This window comes from Streptomyces sp. NPDC006261, from assembly GCF_040613515.1.
GTDB lineage: Bacteria > Actinomycetota > Actinomycetes > Streptomycetales > Streptomycetaceae > Streptomyces.
Genome location: NZ_JBEXSI010000009.1, coordinates 46,890 through 67,106, shown reverse-complemented (window position 1 = coordinate 67,106; position 20,217 = coordinate 46,890). Strand labels below are relative to the sequence as shown.

At 72.3% G+C, this 20,217-nt stretch carries 16 protein-coding genes and 2 pseudogenes; 8 read left to right on the top strand and 10 right to left on the bottom strand.

The annotated features are described in order from the left end of the window. Positions 1-26: 26 nt before the first annotated feature. A pseudogene (locus ABZ154_RS07825) lies at positions 27-133 on the bottom strand (HNH endonuclease); the annotation flags it as partial. Between the two features lie 76 nt (positions 134-209). Beyond that, positions 210-1,082 (bottom strand): hypothetical protein, encoded by an 873-nt coding sequence (locus ABZ154_RS07820; RefSeq protein WP_356830063.1) that lies wholly within the window; start codon positions 1,080-1,082, stop codon positions 210-212. Positions 1,083-1,209: 127 nt separating this feature from the next. Here ABZ154_RS07820 and ABZ154_RS07815 point away from each other — a divergent pair, with 127 nt between their 5' ends. Continuing rightward, positions 1,210-1,800, top strand: a complete 591-nt coding sequence (locus ABZ154_RS07815) for a TetR/AcrR family transcriptional regulator (protein WP_356830061.1) — start codon at positions 1,210-1,212, stop codon at positions 1,798-1,800. Between the two features lie 41 nt (positions 1,801-1,841). Here ABZ154_RS07815 and mfd read toward each other — a convergent pair whose 3' ends face one another. Further along, entirely contained in the window at positions 1,842-5,375 is a 3,534-nt protein-coding gene (mfd, locus tag ABZ154_RS07810; RefSeq protein ID WP_356830059.1) for a transcription-repair coupling factor, read from the bottom strand. A 507-nt stretch (positions 5,376-5,882) separates the two neighbouring features. Here mfd and ABZ154_RS07805 point away from each other — a divergent pair. Continuing rightward, a complete protein-coding gene (locus ABZ154_RS07805) occupies positions 5,883-6,878 on the top strand; it encodes a helix-turn-helix transcriptional regulator (protein WP_356830057.1) in 996 nt (331 codons plus the stop codon). A 326-nt stretch (positions 6,879-7,204) separates the two neighbouring features. Here the strand turns inward: ABZ154_RS07805 and ABZ154_RS07800 are convergent, their stop codons facing one another. Together ABZ154_RS07800 and ABZ154_RS07795 are read right to left on the bottom strand one after the other, a co-directional pair. Then, positions 7,205-9,790, bottom strand: coding sequence for an FtsX-like permease family protein (locus tag ABZ154_RS07800; RefSeq protein ID WP_356830056.1), 2,586 nt, complete (start codon positions 9,788-9,790; stop codon positions 7,205-7,207). Beyond that, complete coding sequence (locus ABZ154_RS07795; protein WP_356830054.1) at positions 9,787-10,575, bottom strand: ABC transporter ATP-binding protein; 789 nt, start codon at positions 10,573-10,575, stop codon at positions 9,787-9,789. The genes ABZ154_RS07800 and ABZ154_RS07795 overlap by 4 nt, the downstream gene beginning before the upstream one ends. Before the next feature lie 399 nt (positions 10,576-10,974). Here ABZ154_RS07795 and ABZ154_RS07790 point away from each other — a divergent pair. Both ABZ154_RS07790 and ABZ154_RS07785 read left to right on the top strand, forming a co-directional pair. Continuing rightward, a pseudogene (locus tag ABZ154_RS07790) lies at positions 10,975-11,118 on the top strand (histidine phosphatase family protein); the annotation flags it as partial. A gap of 56 nt (positions 11,119-11,174) precedes the next feature. Beyond that, on the top strand, positions 11,175-12,833 hold the full coding sequence (locus ABZ154_RS07785; RefSeq protein ID WP_356830052.1) for an MFS transporter: 1,659 nt from the start codon (positions 11,175-11,177) through the stop codon (positions 12,831-12,833). A gap of 30 nt (positions 12,834-12,863) precedes the next feature. Here ABZ154_RS07785 and ABZ154_RS07780 read toward each other — a convergent pair whose 3' ends face one another. The 3 genes from ABZ154_RS07780 to ABZ154_RS07770 are packed head-to-tail and all read right to left on the bottom strand — an operon-like array spanning position 12,864 to position 14,443. Then, entirely contained in the window at positions 12,864-13,454 is a 591-nt protein-coding gene (locus ABZ154_RS07780; RefSeq protein ID WP_356830050.1) for a hypothetical protein, read from the bottom strand. Then, a complete protein-coding gene (locus ABZ154_RS07775; protein WP_356830048.1) occupies positions 13,451-13,825 on the bottom strand; it encodes a PadR family transcriptional regulator in 375 nt (124 codons plus the stop codon). The genes ABZ154_RS07780 and ABZ154_RS07775 overlap by 4 nt, the downstream gene beginning before the upstream one ends. A 45-nt stretch (positions 13,826-13,870) precedes the next feature. Then, complete coding sequence (locus ABZ154_RS07770) at positions 13,871-14,443, bottom strand: ATP-binding protein (RefSeq protein ID WP_356830046.1); 573 nt, start codon at positions 14,441-14,443, stop codon at positions 13,871-13,873. A gap of 167 nt (positions 14,444-14,610) precedes the next feature. Here ABZ154_RS07770 and ABZ154_RS07765 point away from each other — a divergent pair, with 167 nt between their 5' ends. From ABZ154_RS07765 to ABZ154_RS07750, 4 genes are all read left to right on the top strand, one after another. Next, positions 14,611-15,525, top strand: coding sequence for a helix-turn-helix transcriptional regulator (locus ABZ154_RS07765; protein WP_356830212.1), 915 nt, complete (start codon positions 14,611-14,613; stop codon positions 15,523-15,525). Next, the gene (locus tag ABZ154_RS07760; RefSeq protein WP_356830044.1) at positions 15,488-15,607 is read left to right on the top strand and encodes a DUF397 domain-containing protein; all 120 of its coding nucleotides are present in this window, start codon (positions 15,488-15,490) and stop codon (positions 15,605-15,607) included. The genes ABZ154_RS07765 and ABZ154_RS07760 overlap by 38 nt, the downstream gene beginning before the upstream one ends. Before the next feature lie 127 nt (positions 15,608-15,734). Next, the gene (locus tag ABZ154_RS07755) at positions 15,735-16,565 is read left to right on the top strand and encodes a hypothetical protein (RefSeq protein WP_356830042.1); all 831 of its coding nucleotides are present in this window, start codon (positions 15,735-15,737) and stop codon (positions 16,563-16,565) included. A 20-nt stretch (positions 16,566-16,585) separates the two neighbouring features. Further along, complete coding sequence (locus ABZ154_RS07750; protein WP_356830040.1) at positions 16,586-18,031, top strand: PLP-dependent aminotransferase family protein; 1,446 nt, start codon at positions 16,586-16,588, stop codon at positions 18,029-18,031. Positions 18,032-18,040: 9 nt separating this feature from the next. Here ABZ154_RS07750 and ABZ154_RS07745 read toward each other — a convergent pair whose 3' ends face one another. Both ABZ154_RS07745 and ABZ154_RS07740 read right to left on the bottom strand, forming a co-directional pair. Beyond that, positions 18,041-19,039 (bottom strand): aldo/keto reductase, encoded by a 999-nt coding sequence (locus ABZ154_RS07745; RefSeq protein ID WP_356830038.1) that lies wholly within the window; start codon positions 19,037-19,039, stop codon positions 18,041-18,043. 176 nt (positions 19,040-19,215) lie between these two features. Next, the gene (locus ABZ154_RS07740; protein ID WP_356830036.1) at positions 19,216-20,115 is read right to left on the bottom strand and encodes a cellulose-binding protein; all 900 of its coding nucleotides are present in this window, start codon (positions 20,113-20,115) and stop codon (positions 19,216-19,218) included. Between the last annotated feature and the right edge of the window lie 102 nt (positions 20,116-20,217).

The window sequence follows — 20,217 nt, the reverse complement described above, 5'->3', positions numbered from 1 at the left end:
GACCGTGGTCCCGCCGGGCGGCCGGCTCAGCCCCCGCACCGGGCGAGCATGGCCTCATGTCCGGCGCGGTGACGGGGAGTTCGTACTTCAGCGAGACCTGGGCGAACCGCACCGCGTAGGAGCAGCGGACCGGCGTGACTCGCCTCCAGCCGTTTTGGCCCCCGAGGACCGGCAGGGGGACCGGGGCCTCGCACTCAGTCCATGAGCGCTCAGACCTTGCCAATGCCGAGGGTGTTCTCACCGGGCAGCATCCCTGAGCCGATGGTCTCCGACCACGGCTCCCCCAGCAGCTCCGCGAGCCGCACGCGCCCCTCCTCCCCCAGAGCCCGCCACGGCGCGGCGGCCTCCTCGTCGGTGCGCAGCTCCACCTTCGCGCGCAGCTCGCGCCCGGCCTCCGTGGCCGTTCCGTCCGCCGCCAGCAGCCCGCGCTCCTGGAGCCGGCGCCGAGCCTCGCCCCACTCCTGCTCGCCCCAGCCGCGGCTCGCGAAGACCTCAGGGCGGGCGGCGCCGACCGCCGCGAAGGAGACCAGCGACTCGACCGGGTCGAGACCGGCCGCTTGGAGCGCGGCGATGTGCCCGTCGCCCCGGTGCTCGCGCAGGACGGTCGCCGCGTGCCAGAGGGCGAGGTGCGGGGCGTCCGGCCAGGGCAGGGCGGAGTTGGCGGGGCCGAGGGCACCCGGGACACCTGGGGTCGTCGACTCCGCCGCCCGCCGAGCCAGCGCGGCGGCCTCGGCGAAACCGGCCCCCTCCACCCGCCGGTCCCCGAACAGCGCCCGGTATGACCGGTCGACCGCCCGCAGCCGGGCCGCGAGTACGGCCTGGAGCGGGGCGGTCGCCCAGCTCGCCGGTACGTAGCGCGCCACCGCCGCCGGAGCGAAGCTGTGGAACGTCCGCACCACTTCGTCCGCCCCGGCCGCACCGAGCGGAGCCGCGCGCCAGGCGAAGTAGCTCGCCCAGCGCTCCTCGGTGTCGTACCCCAGCGCGGCGGCCTCCCCGAAGGCCTCGGGGGCGTAGTACAGGACGGCGTGCAGGGGCTCCAGGAGGTGCCACATCTGCCGCACGCGGGCTGCTTCGCCGGTCATGATCTCCGCCTTCTCTCCCGCCCTTCCCGACCGGGAAGGGCGCATCTTGCCAGTGACAAGACCGAGTCTCCAGCATGCGCGCACCGCCAGAACTTGTCAATGACTAGATGACGGCTAGAGTGGCGTCATGAGCAGCAGTGGCAACGAGCGCACCTACCACCACGGCGACCTGCGGCGCGCCATCCTGGCCGCCGCCCTCGACGTCATCGCCGCGAACGGTCCGGCCGCCCTGAGCCTGCGCGACCTGGCCCGCCGGGCCGGCGTCTCGCACGCCGCTCCGGCGCACCACTTCAAGGACCGCACGGGCCTGCTGACCGCCGTGGCCGCCGAGGGGTACGCCCTGTTCGCCGACGCCCTGGCCGGGGCTTCGGACCTGCGGGAGCGGGGCGTCACGTACGTACGGTTCGCGGCGACGCACCCCGCACACTTCCAGGTGATGTTCCAGCCGGACCTCTACCGCACCGACGATCCGGAGCTGCTCGCCTCCAAGGCGCGGGCGACCGAGGCGCTGCGCGCGGGCGTGGCGGACCTCCCGCCGGGCGGCCGGGGCGGGGACGACCGGCTCGCGGGGGTGGCCGCCTGGTCCCTGGCGCACGGCTTCGCGACCCTGCTGCTCAGCGGCAACCTGGCGGAGGCGATGGAGGGCCGGGAGCCGGAGGCGGTCTTCCGGTCCCTCACGGGCCTGATCTTCACTCCTGACAGCCGGGGCGGCGACTGACGACGGACGGACGGCGGGCCGACGTACAGCGGACTCCAGGCCTACGACCCCAGAATCGTCGTGAGGAACTCCCCCGTCCACGACAGCAGTTCGCGCCCCACCACCGGCTTCCCGCCGATCCTGCCCGTCGTCGGGCGCGGGACCAGGATCTGGTGGGCGGTCGGCTTGATGACCGTCTTGGGGTGCAGGCGCTTGAGGCGCAGCTCCTGGGACTCGCGGAGCTCCACCGGGGCGAAGCGGATGTTGGAGCCCTGGAGGACGACCTCGCCGACTCCGCAGGCGCGGGCCAGCATGCGCAGGCCGGCCACCAGCAGGAGGTTCTCGACCGGTTCGGGCAGGGGGCCGTAGCGGTCGGTCAGCTCCTCGCGGACCGCGCGGATGTCGTCCTCCGACGTGGCCTGGGCGATCGCGCGGTACGCCTGGAGGCGCAGCCGCTCGCCGGGGGCGTAGTCGTGCGGGACGTGCGCGTCGACGGGGAGCTCGATCTTGACCTCCAGCGGGGGCTCCTCCTCCACGCTGCCGTCCATCTGGGCCCGGTAGTCGGCGACCGCCTCGCCGACCATGCGGATGTACAGGTCGAAGCCGACGCCCGCGATGTGGCCGGACTGCTCGCCGCCGAGCAGGTTGCCGGCGCCGCGGATCTCCAGGTCCTTCATCGCCACGTACATGCCCGCGCCCATCTCCGTGTGCTGGGCGATCGTGGCCAGGCGCTCGTGGGCGGTCTCCGTCAACGGCTTCTCGGGGGGGTAGAGGAAGTAGGCGTAGCCCCGGTCCCGGCCTCGGCCCACCCGGCCTCGCAGCTGGTGGAGTTGGGAGAGGCCGAAGTTGTCGCCGCGCTCCACGATCAGCGTGTTGGCGTTGGAGATGTCGATGCCGGACTCGACGATCGTCGTGGAGACCAGGACGTCGAACTTCTTCTCCCAGAAGTCCACCACCACCTGTTCCAGGGACTGTTCGGTCATCTGGCCGTGTGCTGTCGCGATGCGCGCCTCGGGGATGATCTCGCGGAGGCGGGCGGCGGCCCGGTCGATGGACTCGACCCGGTTGTGGATGTAGAACACCTGGCCCTCGCGCAGGAGTTCACGCCGCACGGCCGCGCCGATCTGCTTCTCCTCGTACGGGCCGACGAAGGTGAGCACCGGGTGGCGCTCCTCCGGCGGGGTGGTGATGGTGGACATCTCGCGGATGCCGGTGACCGCCATTTCCAGCGTACGGGGGATGGGCGTCGCGGACATGGTGAGGACGTCGACGTTGGCGCGGAGCTTCTTCAGCTGCTCCTTGTGCTCGACGCCGAACCGCTGCTCCTCGTCCACGATGACCAGGCCCAGGTCCTTGAACTTGGTGTCGGCCGAGAAGAGGCGATGGGTGCCGATGACCAGGTCGACCGAGCCGTCCTTCAGGCCCGCGAGGGTTGCCCTGGATTCGGTTTCCGACTGGAAGCGGCTCAATGCCCTCACGTTGACGGGGAACTGCGCGTACCGCTCGGTGAACGTGCCGAAGTGCTGCTGGACCAGGAGGGTGGTGGGGACCAGGACCGCCACCTGCTTGCCGTCCTGCACCGCCTTGAAGGCCGCGCGGACCGCGATCTCCGTCTTGCCGTAGCCGACGTCACCGCAGACCAGCCGGTCCATCGGGACCGTCTTCTCCATGTCCTCCTTGACCTCGGCGATCGTGGAGAGCTGGTCGGGCGTCTCCGCGTACGGGAACGCGTCCTCCAGCTCCCGCTGCCACGGGGTGTCGGGGGCGAAGGAGTGGCCGGGGGCCGCCATCCGGGCGGAGTACAGCTTGATCAGGTCGGCGGCGATCTCCTTGACCGCCTTCTTCGCCCGCTGCTTCGTCTTCGTCCAGTCGGCGCCGCCGAGCCGGTGCAGGGTCGGAGCCTCGCCGCCCACGTACTTGGTGACCTGCTCCAGCTGGTCGGTCGGGATGTAGAGCCGGTCGCCGGGCTGGCCGCGCTTGGCGGGGGCGTACTCGACGAGCAGGTACTCGCGGGTCGCGCCCTGGACCGTGCGCTGGACCATCTCCACGTACCGGCCGACACCGTGCTGCTCGTGGACGATGTAGTCGCCCGCCTCCAGCGTCAGCGGGTCGATCGTCTTCCTGCGGCGGGCCGGCATCCGGCCCAGGTCCTTGGTGGCGGTGCGCTGGCCGGTGAGGTCCGTCTCGGTGAGCACCGCGAGCTTCAGCGCCGGGTCGACGAAGCCCTGGTCGATCGCCCCGCAGGACACGTGGACGACGGAAGGGGCGATCTCGGCGAGGTCCGGCACGAACCGGGCCGCGATGCCCTCGCCGCCCAGCACCTCGACCGTACGGGTGGCGAGCCCCTGGCCCTCGGTGACGTAAACCGTGCGCCAGCCGTCGGCCAGCCACCCCTTGGTGTCGGCGAGCGCCCGGGCGGTGTCGCCCCGGTACGCCTCCGGAGCGTGCATCGACAGCTTGAGCGTGTCCTCGTCGTGGTCGGCGTCGTCGGCCGCGAACGGGGAGGTCGACCACCACATCATCCCCAGCTCACGGGCCCGGTCCCGGACGTCCGCGATGCTCCGCAGCGAGGCCGCGCCCACGTCGATCGGGGCCTCGCCGCCGCCCGCCGTCGCCGCCCACGACGCCTGGAGGAACTCCTGACTCGTGGCGACCAGATCGGACGCCCGCGTACGGACCCGCTCCGGGTCGCAGACCAGCGCCATCGCTCCCTTGGGCAGGACGTCGATCAGCAGCTCCATGTCGTCCACCAGGACCGGGGCCAGCGACTCCATGCCCTCGACCGCGATGCCCTCCGCGATCTTGCCGAGCAGCTCGCCCAGCTCCGGGTGCGCCTCGGCGAGGGCGGCGGCCCGCTCCCGTACGTCGTCGGTCAGCAGCAGCTCACGGCAGGGCGGCGCCCACAGCCCGTGGTCGGCGACCTCCAGGGACCGCTGGTCGGCGATCTTGAAGTACCGGATCTCCTCGACGTCGTCGCCCCAGAACTCCACCCGAAGGGGGTGCTCCTCGGTCGGCGGGAAGACGTCCAGAATCCCTCCCCGTACGGCGAACTCGCCCCGCTTCTCCACCAGCTCCACCCGGGAGTACGCGGCGGCCGCCAGCGCGTCCACCACCTGCCCCAGGTCCGCGTTCTGCCCGCTCGTCAGTGCCACGGGCTCCAGCTCGCCGAGCCCCTTGACCTGCGGCTGGAGCACGGAACGGACCGGCGCGACGACCACCGAGACCGGCCCCGTCTCCGGGTCGTCCTCGCGCGGGTGGACCAGGCGCCGCAGCACGGCGAGGCGGCGGCCCACGGTGTCCGAGCGCGGCGAGAGGCGCTCGTGCGGCAGGGTCTCCCAGGACGGGAACTCCGCCACCGTGTCCGGCGGCAGCAGCGTCCGCAGGGCGGCGGCCAGGTCCTCGGCCTCCCGGCCGGTCGCGGTGACGGCCAGCACGGTCCGGCCGGTCTGCCGGGCCAGCGCGGCCACGGCGAACGGCCGGGCGCCGGGCGGACCCACCAGGTCGACGTGCATGCGGTGACCGTCGGCGGCGGCCTTCACCGCCTCGGCGATCGCCGGGTCCGTTACGACGAGATCCAGCAGACCGTGCAGGCTCATAGGGGCATCCGTCCGGGTCATGAGGTGGTGAGGTGTCCCGGCAGCCGGCTGCTGCCAGGGGGCAACGCGAAGGGCCCGACACGTGGGACGGGCCGGGGGTCTCCAGACTACGACCCGCCAGTGACAGCCGCTCCCGCAGCCGGGGTGGCGGCGGTGTACCGGGCGGGCCCGGTGGGGGGTCTCCAGGGGTGCCCGTTCGGGCGCCCCGGCCGGTACGCGCGGCGGCGGACCGGGTCCGTCCGTCGCGTCACCACCACCGCTCACCGCCGGTCGCCCACCGTTCATCTCCGCGGGCCACACAGTTCTGTCCGGGGTCCTCACAGGAGTGATCCCACCGTCTAGTCTGTGGCCGACCATGGCACGAACGGTTTCCGACGGATCACCGGCGCGGACAGGGTTCCACCAGTTCCACCGGCCGCGACAGCGGGCGGCGACCAGCTCCGCAGGGCGGCCCCCCGCGGTGCACGGACTCAAGCGGACACCAGGTATCGGCTTTCGGGAGCGTACGTGGGTGAGAACGAGATGGCGGCTTTCGGGGTCTCCGATGCCGAGGAAGAGATCTACCGCCACTTCCTGCGCAACCCCTCCACCTCCCCCGACGACCTCCACCTCCTGCTCCACACCGAGCCCGGGCAGGCCCGCGCCCGGATCGACCGGCTCCGGGAGCTGGGCCTCCTGCGGGTGGAGGACGGCGGCCGTCGGATAGCGCCCGTGGATCCGGAGACCGCCCTCTCCCGCCTGGTCGATCTGCGGCTCCACGCGCTCCACCAGGAGCTGCGGCGCGTCACCCGGTCGCGGCACGTCATTGATGGTCTACGCGCGGAGCAGGGCGCCCGGACACCCCCTCCGCAGGGCGTCGAGCAGCTGGAGGGGCTCACCCGGATACGCAGCCGGATCGACGACCTCGCCTTCTTCGCCCGGGACGAGATCCTCTCCGTCGAGCCGTACGTCCGGCTCTCCCCGGAGAACATCGCCCGCTCCAGACCGCTGGACCTTCGCTGCCTCAGACGCGGCGTCCGGATCCGCAACGTCGTCTCCAGCGTCGCCCTCAAGGACCCGCCGACCGCCGCCTATCTGCGGGAGCTGTCCGAGCACGGGGCGTCGATCCGGGTCACGGCGGACACCACGGAACGGCTCCTGGTCTACGACCGCCGCGCCGCCCTCGTCCCGCTGGACCCCCGCGACACCTCCCGGGGCGCGCTGCTCGCCCACCGCAGCGGTCTGGTCTCCGACACCATCGCCCTGTTCGAGAGGATCTGGGACCAGGCCGAGGAGCTGTCCCTGACCGACGGGGCGAGCGGCGCGGACCGCGAAAGCCTCTCCGCCATGGAGCGGCGGGTACTGGTGGCGATGTGCACGGTCGGCAAGGACGAGGCCGGGGCCCGTGAGCTGGGGGTGTCGGTGCGGACCTACCGGCGGTACGTCGCCGAGCTGATGCAGACCCTCGGTGCCGCCAGCCGCGCCCAGGCCGCGCTGCTGGCCCGGGAGCGGGGGTGGATCTGACGGGGCCCTCGCAGGGGCGCGGTCAGGACTCCTCCGTCAAACGGGCGAGGAGCGCGGCGAGCACGACGACGTCCGGGCCGTCCGCGAGGGCCGGCGGGCCGAGGAGCTGGAAGCGCGTCACGATCGACGCCCCCTGTCCGCCGTGACCGGCGGGTCCTGTCGGGGAACGGGGTGGACAACGGGTTCGGCCCCGGGGCGTTTGGAGGAACGCCCCGGGACCTGCCGGTCATCCTACGGTGAGCCCCAGCTGTTCAAAGGCCCGTTCAGACGCCTGCACAGAGGCCTTCACAGAGGCCCGTTCAGATGCTTCTGCACAGGGTGGGACCTCACCCGTCCGTCGCGATGGCGTTGAGGACGTTCATCCGGCCCGCCCGGAAGGCCGGGACGAGTGCGGCGAACAGTCCGACCAGCGCCGAGCAGGCGAAGACCGTGAGGATCGTCGGCCACGGGATCTCCAGGACCTTCAGACCCTCCAGAGCCAGCAGCTTCTGGGCTGCGGTGCCCCAGCCCATCCCCAGGCCCAGTCCGAGCAGCGCACCGAAGAGGGCGATGACCACGGACTCCAGGCGGATCATGCGGCGGAGCTGGCGGCGGGAGAGGCCGATGGCCCGCATCAGGCCGATCTCCCGGGTCCGTTCGACCACGGAGAGGGCGAGGGTGTTCACCACACCGAGCACCGCGACGATGATCGCGAGGGCGAGCAGGCCGTAGACAATGTTCAGCAGCTGGCCGACCTGGTTCTTCAGGTCCTCCTTGAAGTCGGCCTGGTTCTGCACCTTGTAGACCGGGTACTCGGCGAGCGCGCTCTTGAGGGCCGCGTACGCCTCCTTCTCCTTGCCCTCCTCGGCCTTGCCGAACATCGCCACGTTCTGCGGCATCTGGTCGGCGGCGATGTAGGAGGCCGCCGTGGTGATGTTGGTGTACATCGCGCCGCGGTCGATGTTGGTGTCGTCCGAGGTGATGGCGGCGACCTTCAGCTTCGCGCTCTCCCCGGACGTGAACGCGATGGTGAGGGTGTCCCCGACCTTGACGCCGTGCTTCTCGGCGTAGTCCTCGCCGACCGACATGGCGTTCTTCTCGTACGCCTTCGCCAGGTCGCCGGAGAGGGCGGTGCGGCGGACGTCCTGCTGGTACGTCGGGTCGGTGGCGGTGACGCCCTCGTCGACCGTCTTGCCGTTCGGGGCGGTGATCTTCGCCTTGATGTACGTGTAGTCCGTCAGGTGCTCCAGGCCGGGCACGGCGTGCAGCGCCTCGGCGGCCTGGGGCACGATCGGGCGGCCCGCGCCGCTGTCCTGGACGATGAAGTCCGCGCCGACCGACTTGTCGAGCTCCTCGGTGGCCGAGGCCACCATGGAGGAGCCGACGACGGAGAGGCAGGCCACCAGGGCGAGCCCGATCATCAGGGCCGCGCCGGTCGCCCCCGTACGCCGGGGGTTGCGCAGCGCGTTGCGCTCGGCCAGCCGGCCGACCGGGCCGAAGAGCCGCAGGACGACCACGCTGAGGACCCGGACGACGACACCGGCCAGCAGCGGGCCGATCACGATGAAGCCGATCAGGGTCAGCAGCACACCGACGGCGAGGAACCCCGAGCCCTCGGTGGCCTTGTCGGCCTGCGTCGTCGCCCACAGGGCGGCGCCGCCGGCCCCGGTCAGGACGAGGCCGATCCCGGCCCTGATCCAGCCGGACTTGGCGTCGGCCGGGGTCCCGGCGTCGCGGAGGGCGGCCATCGGGGAGACCTTGCCGGCCCGGCGGGCCGGGATGTACGCGGCGAGGACGGTGACGACGACACCCAGCACGAGGCCGATCACGGGGGTCGTCCAGGCGACGGTGAGGTCCCTGGTGGACAGCTCCATGCCCACGGCGCCCATCAGCTTCATCAGGCCGACGGCGAGTCCGATACCGGCGGCGACACCGAGGAGGGAGCCGACGATGCCGAGGAGGACCGCCTCCAGCAGCACGGACCGGTTGACCTGCTTGCGGCTGGAGCCGATGGCCCGCATCAGGCCGATCTCGCGGGTGCGCTGGGCGACCAGCATCGAGAAGGTGTTGACGATGAGGAAGATGCCGACGAGGAAGGCGATCCCGGCGAAGCCGAGCATCGCGTACTTCATGACGTCCAGGAAGGCGCCCATGGAGTCCTTGTTGGCGTCGGCGGCCTCCTTCTGGGTCTGCAGCTTGTACGCGGCGGAGCCGTCGAGGGCCACGGCCACGTTCTTCTTGAGCTGGGTGTCGCTGACGCCGCTCTCGGCGGTCACCAGGATCTGGGTGAAGACGTCGGGGGCGCCCAGCAGATGCTTCTGGGCGGTGGCGGTGTCGAGGTAGACGACGGCCGCGCCCGGATTGGTGACGGTGAAGGACGCGATACCGCTGATCTTCGCCTTGATGTCACCGGTGACGGCTATGGTGCGCAGCTCGTCGCCGATCTTCAGCTTGTGCTTCTTCGCGGTGTCACCGTCGACCATCATCTCGGTGGGGCCGCGGGGTGCGTGTCCGGAGGTGATCTCCATCGAACGCAGGTCGTTCTCGGTCCAGTTGCTCGCGATGGTGGGGGCGCCGGTATCGGAGCCCATGTTCTTGTTCTCGCTGTCGACGACGGTCACCGCCATCGAGAAGGCGGCCCCCTCCGCCTTCTTCACGCCCTCGGCCTTCTCGACCTGCTGGACGAGTGAGGCGGGCAGGGAGGCCGGCTTGCCGTTGTCGGGCTGCTCGTCGTTCTCCTGGGCGTCCTTCGGGCTGACCGTGACGTCCGGGGAGGACACGGCGAAGAGCTTGTCGAAGGTGGTGTTCATCGTGTCGGTGAAGACGAGCGTGCCGCAGACGAAGGCCACGGAGAGCAGCACCGCCACCGCGGAGAGGGCCATCCGGCCCTTGTGCGCGAAGAAGTTGCGCATCGAGGTCTTCCAGACAGTCATGACGTCCGCCCACGTGCGTCGAAGTGCTTCATGCGGTCGAGGACCTGGTCCGCGGTCGGGTTGTACATCTCGTCGACGATGGAGCCGTCGGCAAGGTAGAGCACCCGGTCCGCGTAGGAGGCGGCGACCGGGTCGTGGGTGACCATGACGATGGTCTGGCCCAGCTCGTCGACCGACTTGCGGAGGAAGGAGAGCACTTCGGCCCCGGCCCGGGAGTCCAGGTTCCCCGTCGGCTCGTCACCGAAGATGATCTCCGGCTGGGCGGCGAGCGCCCTGGCGACCGCGACACGCTGCTGCTGACCGCCGGAGAGCTGGGTGGGGCGGTGCTTGAGGCGCTCGGCGAGCCCGACGGTCTCCACGACCTGGCGCAGCCAGTCGGCGTCGGGCCTGCGGCCCGCGATGTCCATCGGCAGCGTGATGTTCTCCAGCGCGTTGAGCGTCGGGAGCAGGTTGAACGCCTGGAAGATGAAGCCGATCCGGTCGCGCCGGAGCTGGGTGAGCTTCTTGTCCTTGAGCTTGGTGATCTCGGTCTCGTCGAGGAAGATCTCGCCCGACGTCACCGTGTCGAGACCGGCCAGGCAGTGCATCAGCGTCGACTTGCCGGAGCCGGACGGGCCCATGATCGCCGTGAACTGCCCGCGGGCGATGTCCACGTCGACGTGGTCGAGCGCGACGACCCGGGTCTCCCCGCTGCCGTAGGCCTTGACGACCTGCCGCGCTCGCGCCGCGACGGCCGTACGCCCTCCAGTGCCCCCGTGCCTGGGAATGGTTACAGCCGTTGTCACGGTATGTCTCCTATATCGATTGATGACGTGCCGGTCGATGGCCTGCCGGTTGTCTGCCGGACCATGTCGATGGATGACTGGACGTCGTTGAGTACGGTCCAAGTCTGGGTTCAGCAAGCTGTCCGGCGCGATGGTGCCCAGCGCAGTCTTGAGGTGGGGTTTTCCCCACCCTCCCCCCTGCTGCCGGCCCCAGGCGCGACGTAAGAACAGGTTAAGGAAACGCCCTCGCTCTCCACGTCCTCCGCCGGGAGGAAGGGGCCCTGGCCACTATGAGGGGGTGCCCCCTAGGGGGAGTCGTCCTCCGGAGGGAGGCGGGGTCAGGGTCGCTCCGGGAACCGGGGGCCGGAAGCGTGGCGTCCACCGATGGGCATGAGCACCAACGGCCCGAAGGAGTTGGGATTGACCGCCACAGCCACCCGTTACCTCCATCTCGTCCGGCACGGCGAGGCGACACCGGACGAGAGCGGTCTGACGGAGAACGGCCGCCGCCAGGCCACCCTGCTCGGCCGCCGCCTCCAGGGCATCCCCTTCGCGGCGATCCACCGCCGACCGGGATGAGACAGTGCCCCGGGAGATACGTGCATAGGGAAGGAAAACCGGTGGGCGGCACGGAAGCCAGGAACGGCACGGGCGGTACGGACGGTGCGGAGGGCCCCGGAGACCCGCCCACCCCGGGCGGCACCCCCGTGCCGGCCGCCGGGCCACCCCCCGCCGCCCTCACCACCCCCCGGGGCCGCCGCCCCGTCGTCGCCGCCCTCATGCTCGGCATGGCGCTGGCCGCCATGGACGGCACCATCGTCTCCACCGCCGTACCCCAGATCGTCGGCGACCTCGGCGGCTTCGCCGTCTTCTCCTGGCTCTTCTCCGGCTACCTGCTGGCCGTCACCGTCACGCTCCCGGTGTACGGGAAGCTCTCCGACACCTTCGGCCGCAAGCCGGTCCTGATCGCCGGGATCATCCTCTTCCTCGTCGGCTCCCTGCTCTGCGCCGCCGCCTGGAACATGGGCGCTCTCATCGCCTTCCGCGTCATCCAGGGCCTCGGCGGCGGCGCCCTCCAGGGCACCGTCCAGACCATCGCCGCCGACCTCTACCCACTGAAGGAACGCCCGCGCATCCAGGCCAGGTTGTCCACCGTCTGGGCCACCTCGGCGGTCGCGGGACCCGTGGTCGGCGGGCTGCTCGCCGGGTACGCCGACTGGCGGTGGATCTTCCTCATCAACCTGCCGGTCGGCGCCATCGCCCTCTGGCTGGTCGTGCGCCACCTCCACGAGCCCGCACGCCCCCGTCCGCACACCCGCCCCCGTATCGACTGGGCGGGCGCCCTGGCCGTCTTCGCCACCGGCACCCTGCTGCTCACCGCCCTCGTCCAGGGCGGAGTCGCCTGGCCGTGGCTCTCGGCGCCCTCGCTCGGCCTGTTCGCGGCGAGCGCGGCGCTGGCCGCCCTGACCGTCGTCATCGAACGGCGGGCGGCCGAGCCGATCATCCCGGGCTGGGTCTGGCGCCGCCGCACGATCGCCTCGGTCAACCTGGCGCTGGGCGCGATGGGGCTGCTGATGGTCGCGCCGACCGTCTTCCTGCCCACGTACGCGCAGTCGGTGCTCGGCCTCGGCCCGATCGCCGCCGGGTTCGTGCTGTCCGTCATGACCCTGAGCTGGCCGGTCTCGGCGGCCCTCTCCGACCGGGTCTACAACCGCATCGGCTTCCGGCTCACCGCCATCATCGGCATGAGCGCCGCCCTGCTGGTCCTGCTGGCCTTCCCGCTGCTGCCCTACCCCGGTGAGCCCTGGCAGCCCGCCCTGATCATGCTGCTGCTCGGCGCGGCCCTCGGCCTCTTCCAGCTCCCCCTGATCGTGGGCGTGCAGTCGACGGTGGGGTGGGCGGAGCGCGGTACGACGACGGCGTCCGTCCTCTTCTGCCGCCAGGTCGGCCAGAGCATCGGCGCGGCCGTCTTCGGGGCCGTGGCGAACAGTGTGCTGGCCGCACGCCTCCTCGACGCCCCCGTACCCGGCCTCCCCGACGACCTGGACGCGGTCGCCCGCACCCTGGAGGACCCGGGGGCGCTCTCGGCGGCGGCGACGGACCACCTGCGGCGGGCGGTGGACGCGGCGGTGGACCACGTCTACACCGGCGCGGCCGGGGCGGCGGCCCTGGCCCTGCTCACCCTCATCGCCCTCGCGCCACGCCGCTTCCCGGTCATCAGCGAGGCGGCCATCGACTCGCCGGAGGCCCGCCCGGGCGACCCGCCCGGCGCGAGGTGAGGGCCGCCGGCTGCGGTTGCACCCGCGACCTCAGACGCGGCGGACCCGCCAGAGCCACGCCGCCGTCGCGGACGCCAGGACGAGCGCCGCCAGGTTGGCCACGAGGGCCGGGCCGCCACCCGCAGGCCCGGCGTCGGACAGGTTCCAGACGGTCATGGCGACGCTCGGCAGGCCGAAGGCGAGCAGGAAGCCGACGACCTTCCGGCCTGCGGTCCAGTGCACCGAGGTGCAGAGAAGGACCGCGCCGGTGATGCGCACCAGACCGCCGACCAGCGGGCCGCCGTCGTCGGGGAAGGCCATCCCGAAGAGCTGCGCGAGGGCCAGCATCAGGAGCGGAACCAGGGGGTGCACCTTCCCGCGCCGGACGGGTGCGCCGGATCCGCCCCAGGCCGGGGCGGCGGTGCTCCCCGACTCGGCCAGCGCCGTGGCCGCGATGGTCCGGGGGTCGCCCAGCTCCGCGAGGATCTCGCCGATGACGGCGTCGGGGCGCTCGGCGCGCGTCACCTCGATGTGTTCCGCGAGGTCGGCGAGGAGTTCCTGACGGCGGTCGGCGGGAAGGGCGGAGGCCTCGCGCTCCACGGCCGAGAGATAGTCGCGTACGGGGTCCTGAGAGGTCTTCATGCGAGGTCTCCGGTGGAAGGGTGCGGGGTGGCCAGGAAGGTGTCGACGGCGTCGCGGAAGCCGGGCCAGACACGGGTGAACTCGTCGAGCGCGGCCCGGCCGCTGTCGGTGAGCGCGTAGTAGCGGCGGGGCGGCCCGGAGGCCGACTCCTGCCAGGTGGTGGTGACCAGGTCGTCACGGCGGAGCCGGGAGAGCAGCGGGTAGACCGTGCCCTGGCTGGTGGCCAGGGCACCGGATTCCTCCAGCGCCTGGAGGAGCTCCACGCCGTAGCGGGGGCGGTCGCGCATCAGAGCGAGTACGCAGTACTCCAGGACGCCCTTGCGCAGCTGGGCGGCCGCCCGGGCCTGCTTGCTCGAATCATCTGGTCCCATGCGATGCAAGGTACCTGGTCGAACAAGTTGATGGGAAGGGGGCCCTCATTCCGCCGCGGTCTCCTGGGGTCGTACGCCAGCCTCCTGGGGTCGTACGTCAGCTTCTTGCAGCCGCCCGGCCGCCACCTCCGCCCACACCGTCTTCCCGATCGGGTTGCGCGGCTCCCACCCCCACCGCGACGCCAGGCACTCCACCAGGAACAGCCCGCGCCCCGACTCCCGGTCGGCCGTCGGCAGCACCGCCTCCTCGGGCGTCCGGCCGAGCCGCGCGTCCGCAACCTCGATCCGGAACCGGCTCGCGGCCCCCTCGTAGTCCACCCGCACCGCGAACTCCCTTCCCGGCGTACTCCCGTGCCGCACCGCGTTGGCAGCGAGCTCCGCCACCACCAGCGCCACGGTGCACGACGCGTCCGCCATCGGCCCGAACCCCCACTGCCCCAACTGCCGTACCACGGCGTGCCGCGCCTCCTGCGCGCCCTGCGGCGTGGAGGGGAACTGCCGGGACAGCGAGCCGTAACCGTTGCCGTCGAGCCCGAAACCGCGCGCGGCGGGCGGGTCCTCCTGTCGCCCGTCGGTCTCCGTCGCCGTCGTCGTCCTCTTGCCGCTCATGCCGGTCATCCGCTCGCTCGACGCTCCTCACGTCACCCGCACGTGCGGGTTCCGTGACGTTCCGTACTCAAGAGTCGGCCGTCCGCCCTAGCCTCGAAAGGTGACAGCGCCTTACCTCGCAGGCCGTAAGGAACGGAAGTGACGCCGTGGCCAAAGCAATTGACCCGCAGGCCTCCATGGCCGCCCTCTTCGGCACCCGTGTGCGCAAGCTCCGCGAGGCGGCCGGACTCACCCAGACCGAAGTGGGTGCCCGCACCCACGTGGTCGGCAGCCGCATCACCCAGATCGAACGCGCGACCGGAGCGAAACCGACGCTGGAGCTGACCCGGTCCCTGGACCGGGAGCTGGTGGCGGACGACCTGTTGATCGACCTGTGGCCGTTCGTACAGCGGGAGGCCTTTCCGGACTGGTCGCAGGCGTTCATCGCCTACTCGGCGCGGGCCAAGGTGATCCGCGAGTATGCCTCGCACGCCGTGCCTGGCCTGCTGCAAACCCCGGAGTACGCGCGGGCGTTGCTGAGCGTCGGCTACTCGCTGCGGGACGCCGACCATCTGGAGGAACGCGTCACGGCCCGGCTCGACCGCCAGAGGCGGCTCACCGGTCCGGACCGGCCGCACCTGTGGATCATCCTCGACGAGGCCGTGCTACGTCGGCCGGTCGGGGGAAAGGCGGTGATGCGCGGCCAGTTGGAGAGGCTGCTCCGGCTGGCCGAGGAGCCCGGCATCACCCTTCAGGTGCTGCCGTTCGACCAGGGCGAGCACGGCTCGCTGGGCGGCTCCCTGACCGTGCTCGTCATGCCGGACGGCTCCGAAGTGGCCTACACCGAAGGCGCGCACAACGGTCAGCTGACCGAGGAACCGGACGAGGTCGAACGGTTCGTTCTGACCTACGATCAGCTCAGGGCGATGGCGCTCCCGCCGTTGATGTCGCTCGACCTGATCCGATCCGTGCTGGAGGCCGATTACCGTGGAAGCCGCGTCCCGTCCCGACCTGACCGCCGCCGCCTGGCGCAGCAGCAGCTACAGCAACCAGGAAGGCGGCAACTGCGTGCAGGTGGCGGACGGATTCCCCGGCGTCGTCCCCGTCCGTGACAGCAAGGACCCGGGCGGCCCCGCACTCGTCCTCCCCGCCACCGCCTGGACCGCCTTCATCGACGCCGTGACCGCCGCATAGGCCGCGCACGCCCCTCGGGAACGCGGCGATCGCCCCGGATCGCCGCGTTGGTAGGCTGTCGCGCCGCCTGCCGCCCGTAGGAGCCGCGCAGTTGGCACCCACCGCCCGCCCAGTCACGAGGTGCCCGTTGAACGCAGGTCGCAGCAGGAGCCCCAAGAGCGGAAGAACCGGCGTCGTCGCCGCCGTCGCGGGAGCCGTGGTCCTCACCGCGCTGACCGCCCCGCCGGCACAGGCCGCGCCCACCGGGCTCGCCGTCACGGACGTCGTCGTCAACAAGGGCAAGCCCATCGTGGTCGGGACCTCGGACATCAAGCAGCCCTCCATCACGTTCCGCATCACCTTCCCCCCGGGGTACACCACCGAGAAGCCGTTGATGTACGACGCGTACCCGTTCCTCTACCACGGGACGACGGCCGCGAAGGGTGAGCGCGGCGGGCTCCGGGTGGGGGGATGGGTCTGCTACGAGACCGTCGCCCGCTCCGCCCGGTGCGAGGGCACGATGTTCATCGACCCGCGCTACGACCTCGACGCGAACAACGACGCCACCCAGTGGAAGATCGGCCTCGCCCTGCGCCTGTACAAGACCGACGGGCAGCTCAAGGCCGAGGAGTTCAAGACGGCCCCCGGCACCGTCCAGCTCAAGCGCTGGGGCAAGGCCACCGTCAACGCCTCCCCCGAGCCGGTGAAGAAGGGCAAGAAGCTCACCGTCACCGGGAAGCTGACCCGCGCCGACTGGGCGAAGCACACGTACACCGGGGTCGCGGGCAGCGCCAGGCTCCAGTTCCGCAAGAAGGGCAGCTCGGCCTACACCACCGTGAAGACGGTGAAGTCGAACTCCACCGGCGCCCTGAAGACCTCCGTCACCGCCTCGGTGGACGGCTACTGGCGCTGGACCCACAACGGCTCCTCCACCACGGGTCCCGCCACCTCCTCCGCCGACTACGTCGACGTCCGCTGACGACCCGGTCCCGTAACGCCGTGCCGTCCGCCGAACGCGAGCAGACCGGGCCCGCCTGGGGCACCTTCCTGGAGCTGGAATCCCCCGACAAGGGGCCGCTGCACGCGCGGCTGACCCGGGCACTGCGCACCGCGGTCACCGGCGGGCGCCTCGCCGCGGGCAGCACTCTCCCCCCGAGCCGGGTGCTGGCGGCGGACCTGGGATGCTCACGGTGGGTGGTGACCGAGGCGTACGCCCAACTCGTCGCCGAGGGCCACTTCGAGGCCCGCAGCGGCTCGGCCACCCGCGTACGGGCCCCTACCAACGGCTCCGTACGCGGTGGCGCGAGGGAGGGCGGGGGCCGCTGGGTCCCTCGGTACGACCTGCTGCCGGGCGTCCCCGACCTCCGCGCGTTCCCGCGTAAGCGGTGGGCCGACATGGTGCGCGCGGCGACCACCGAGCTGACCTGGGACGAGCTGGGCTACCCCGACACGGCGGGGCTGCCACGGCTGCGCCGACAGCTCGCCGCCTACCTCGCGCGCGGGCGCGGCGCCCGGGTGGAGCCCGGACAACTCGTCGTCTGCGCAGGCACGTTGGACGCGGTCATGCGGCTGTGCCGGGGGCTACGGGCTGCCGGGCACACCCACGTGGCGGTCGAGGACCCCGGCTGGACACAGCTGCGGCTCACCGTGGCGGCCGCCGGGCTGACGCCCATCCCGGTACCCGTGGACGCGGACGGGCTGCGGGTCGACCTCCTGCGCCGGGCCACCGGCGTCCGGGCCGTGATCGTGGCCCCGGCCCACCAGTTCCCCACCGGCGTCGTCCTCGCCCCCGCCCGCCGCGCCGGACTCGCCGACTGGGCACGGGAGGTGGACGGCCTGGTCATGGAGGACGACTACGACGCCGAGTTCCGCTACGACCGCCATCCCGTGGGCGCTTTGCAGGGGGTCGCGCCGGAGCATGTCGCCCTGCTCGGTTCGCTGAGCAAGACGCTTTCCCCCGCCGTACGGCTGGGCTGGATCGCCGCTCCCGAGCGGTGGACCGCCGCCCTCACCGCGAAGGACACCGGGGGCACCCCGCCGCCCGTCATCGACCAGGACGCCTTCACCCGCTTCGTCTCCTCCGGCTCGTACGACCGCCATCTGCGGGCCTCCCGCCTGCGCTACAAACGCCGCCGCGACCATCTCCTTCGCGAACTCGCGGCCCGGCTGCCCGGACAGCCCGTCGGCGGGGCGGCCGCCGGGTTCCACCTGCTGCTGCCCCTGAGCGACTGCCCGGCGGGCGCGGTGGTGGACGAGGCCGCACGGGCGGACGTACGCCTGGCGAGCCTGGACGACTACCGTGCCGTCCCGGGCGAGGCGGAAGCGCCGACGGCCTCCGCCCTCGTCGTCGGCTACGGGAACCTCACCGACCAGGCCGTGCCGGACGCCGTCCAGCGCCTGGCCCGCGCCATCGAACGCGTACGGGCCCACGAGCACGGCCACTGACCACCTCCGTCAGGCGGCGGCCGGAGCCGGGCTCAGCGCCGCCGTGTCCAGGCGCTCCTTCAGCTGCCCCGGCAGCTCCAGCTCCACCGCCCCCAGGATCTCCTCCAACTGCTCCACCGAACTCGCCCCCACGATCGGGACCACCGGCCGGTCACCGGCCATCAGCCAGGCCAGCACCACCTGGTTCACGCTCGCCCCCAGCTCGTCGGCCACCTCGCCGAGCACCGCGAGGCGCCGCACAGTGCCCGGGTGGTCGTACGCCTCCGGCAGCGGCCTGTCCGGCCGCGTGTAGGCGCCCGAGATCAGCGACGAGTACGCCATGAGCGTCATGTCGGCCTCGCCCCGCACATAGTCCAGCAGCTCCTGCGTGACGTGCACATGGCCGGTCTCGGGCAGCCCCAGGTCGAAGCGCGGCTGGAGGTAGGAGTAGCGCTGCTGCACGCACGTGTACGGGGTCATCCCGGCCGCCCGGGCCGTGGCACGGGCCCGCTCGGTCAGCCAGGTCGCGTGGTTCGAGCAGCCGAGCACGTCCGCCTTCCCCGCCCCGACCAGCGCGTCGAACGCCTCGACCGTCTCCTCCAACGGGACGGTCCGGTCCTCGACATGGGCCCAGTACACGTCGATCCGCTCCGTGCCGAGGCGCCGCAGGCTGTCCTCCGCCGCCTTGCGGATGACGGGCCCCGACAGACCCTCGGCCGTCTCCAGTCCGGTGCCCGGCACGGTGGGCCGGGCACCCGTCTTGGTGGAGATCAGCACCTGGTCGCGCAGGGCCGGGCCCCGGGCGGCCAGCCACCGGCCGAGGGTGGCCTCGCTCTCGTCGCCGGTCCCGCCGGGCGCCCAGAACGCGTAGTTGTCGGCGGTGTCGAGGAGGTTGCCGCCCGCCTCCACGAACCGGTCCAGGATGGCGAAGGACGTCTCCTCGTCGACCGTCGTGCCGAAGGGCAGCGTACCCAGGGACAGGGCACTGGCCAGGGGACCGGTGGGTCCTCCGATACGGCGTCGCAGCATGCGGAACTCCTCGGGGTGTCCGGTTCTCGCCCCGGGCGGCGCCCGGCGGAACTGGCACCACCGTAGGCACCGAACGGATCGGTATCCCGGTCCGATTCCGCGGCGACAAACCAGACCGCTCGCTCCCCGGAACCGCTTGCCCCCGGACCGCTCGCCCCGGGGGGCACCGGCCGCGCTCAGCCCTCCCCCGCCCCCGCCGTCACCCGCCCCGTCAGCGCCGCCAGTGAGCTACGGACGTGCGCCATGTGCGCCTGGGCCTCCTCGCGGCCCTCCTCGTGCTCCCGCAGTACGCGCTCGGTCTCCCGGACGATCCGCTCCTCGCGCACCCGGGCCTCCGCCAGGATCTCCGCCGCCCGCGCCTCCGCGTCCTCCTGGCCGTGGCGCGCTGCCTCCCGGGTCTCCGCGAGGGCGCGGGCCGCCTCCGCGAGCAGGGCCTCCGCGCGCTCGGTCAGCTCCTGGTGGCGCGCCTCCAACTCCGCTTCGGCCGCGGCGATCTCGGCCTCGGCGGCCTGGTGGCGCTCCGCGTGCTCCTGCTCCTGGTGGGCCAGCACACTCGCCGTACGGCTCCGGGTCTGCGCCATGGCCTCCTCGGCCGCCCCGCGCACCTCCTCGGCCTCCTCGCGGGCCGCGGCGAGCACACCCTCCGCCTCCCGGACCGCCCCGGCGACCCGCTCCTCCGCCGCCGCCACCGCGGCCTCCCGCACCGCGTCGCCCGCCTCCCGCGCCGCGTCCGCCAGAGCCCGGCCCGCCACCTCGGCCGCGTCCGCCAGCTCCTGGCCCGCCGCCTCCGCATCCGCCCGCAGGGAAGCGGCCTGCTCCTCGGCCAGCGCCAGAAGGTGCTGCGCCCGCTCCCCCAGCTCCGCGTAATCCTGCTCGGGCAGCCCCGCCACGGTCTCCGCCAGCCGGGCCGCCTCCGCCGCCAGCTCCTGCGCCAGCCGCTCCAGCCGCACCACCTCCGCGAGCGCCGTGTCCCGCTCCGCCGACCTGGCCGCCACCGCCCGGTCCACCTGCTCCGGACGGTAACCACGCCCCCGCACACCGACCACGTCGAACGCGGACACCGGTCCAGCACTCATAGCCTGAAGCCCCTCTGCGACATACGGACACGCGGACGCACACGGGTCTCCCCGCGATACGTCAAGGATGCGGCAATTGGGGCCGGAAGTCGGAATCGATCA

Bases quoted from the DNA above. Each gene is read 5' to 3' on its own strand.
- ABZ154_RS07820 (WP_356830063.1), bottom strand. From the start codon at position 1,082: ATGACCGGCGAAGCAGCCCGCGTGCGGCAGATGTGGCACCTCCTGGAG.
- ABZ154_RS07815 (WP_356830061.1), top strand. From the start codon at position 1,210: ATGAGCAGCAGTGGCAACGAGCGCACCTACCACCACGGCGACCTGCGG.
- mfd (WP_356830059.1), bottom strand. From the start codon at position 5,375: ATGAGCCTGCACGGTCTGCTGGATCTCGTCGTAACGGACCCGGCGATC.
- ABZ154_RS07800 (WP_356830056.1), bottom strand. From the start codon at position 9,790: ATGACTGTCTGGAAGACCTCGATGCGCAACTTCTTCGCGCACAAGGGC.
- ABZ154_RS07780 (WP_356830050.1), bottom strand. From the start codon at position 13,454: ATGAAGACCTCTCAGGACCCCGTACGCGACTATCTCTCGGCCGTGGAG.
- ABZ154_RS07775 (WP_356830048.1), bottom strand. From the start codon at position 13,825: ATGGGACCAGATGATTCGAGCAAGCAGGCCCGGGCGGCCGCCCAGCTG.
- ABZ154_RS07770 (WP_356830046.1), bottom strand. From the start codon at position 14,443: ATGACCGGCATGAGCGGCAAGAGGACGACGACGGCGACGGAGACCGAC.
- ABZ154_RS07765 (WP_356830212.1), top strand. From the start codon at position 14,611: ATGGCCGCCCTCTTCGGCACCCGTGTGCGCAAGCTCCGCGAGGCGGCC.
- ABZ154_RS07745 (WP_356830038.1), bottom strand. From the start codon at position 19,039: ATGCTGCGACGCCGTATCGGAGGACCCACCGGTCCCCTGGCCAGTGCC.
- ABZ154_RS07740 (WP_356830036.1), bottom strand. From the start codon at position 20,115: ATGAGTGCTGGACCGGTGTCCGCGTTCGACGTGGTCGGTGTGCGGGGG.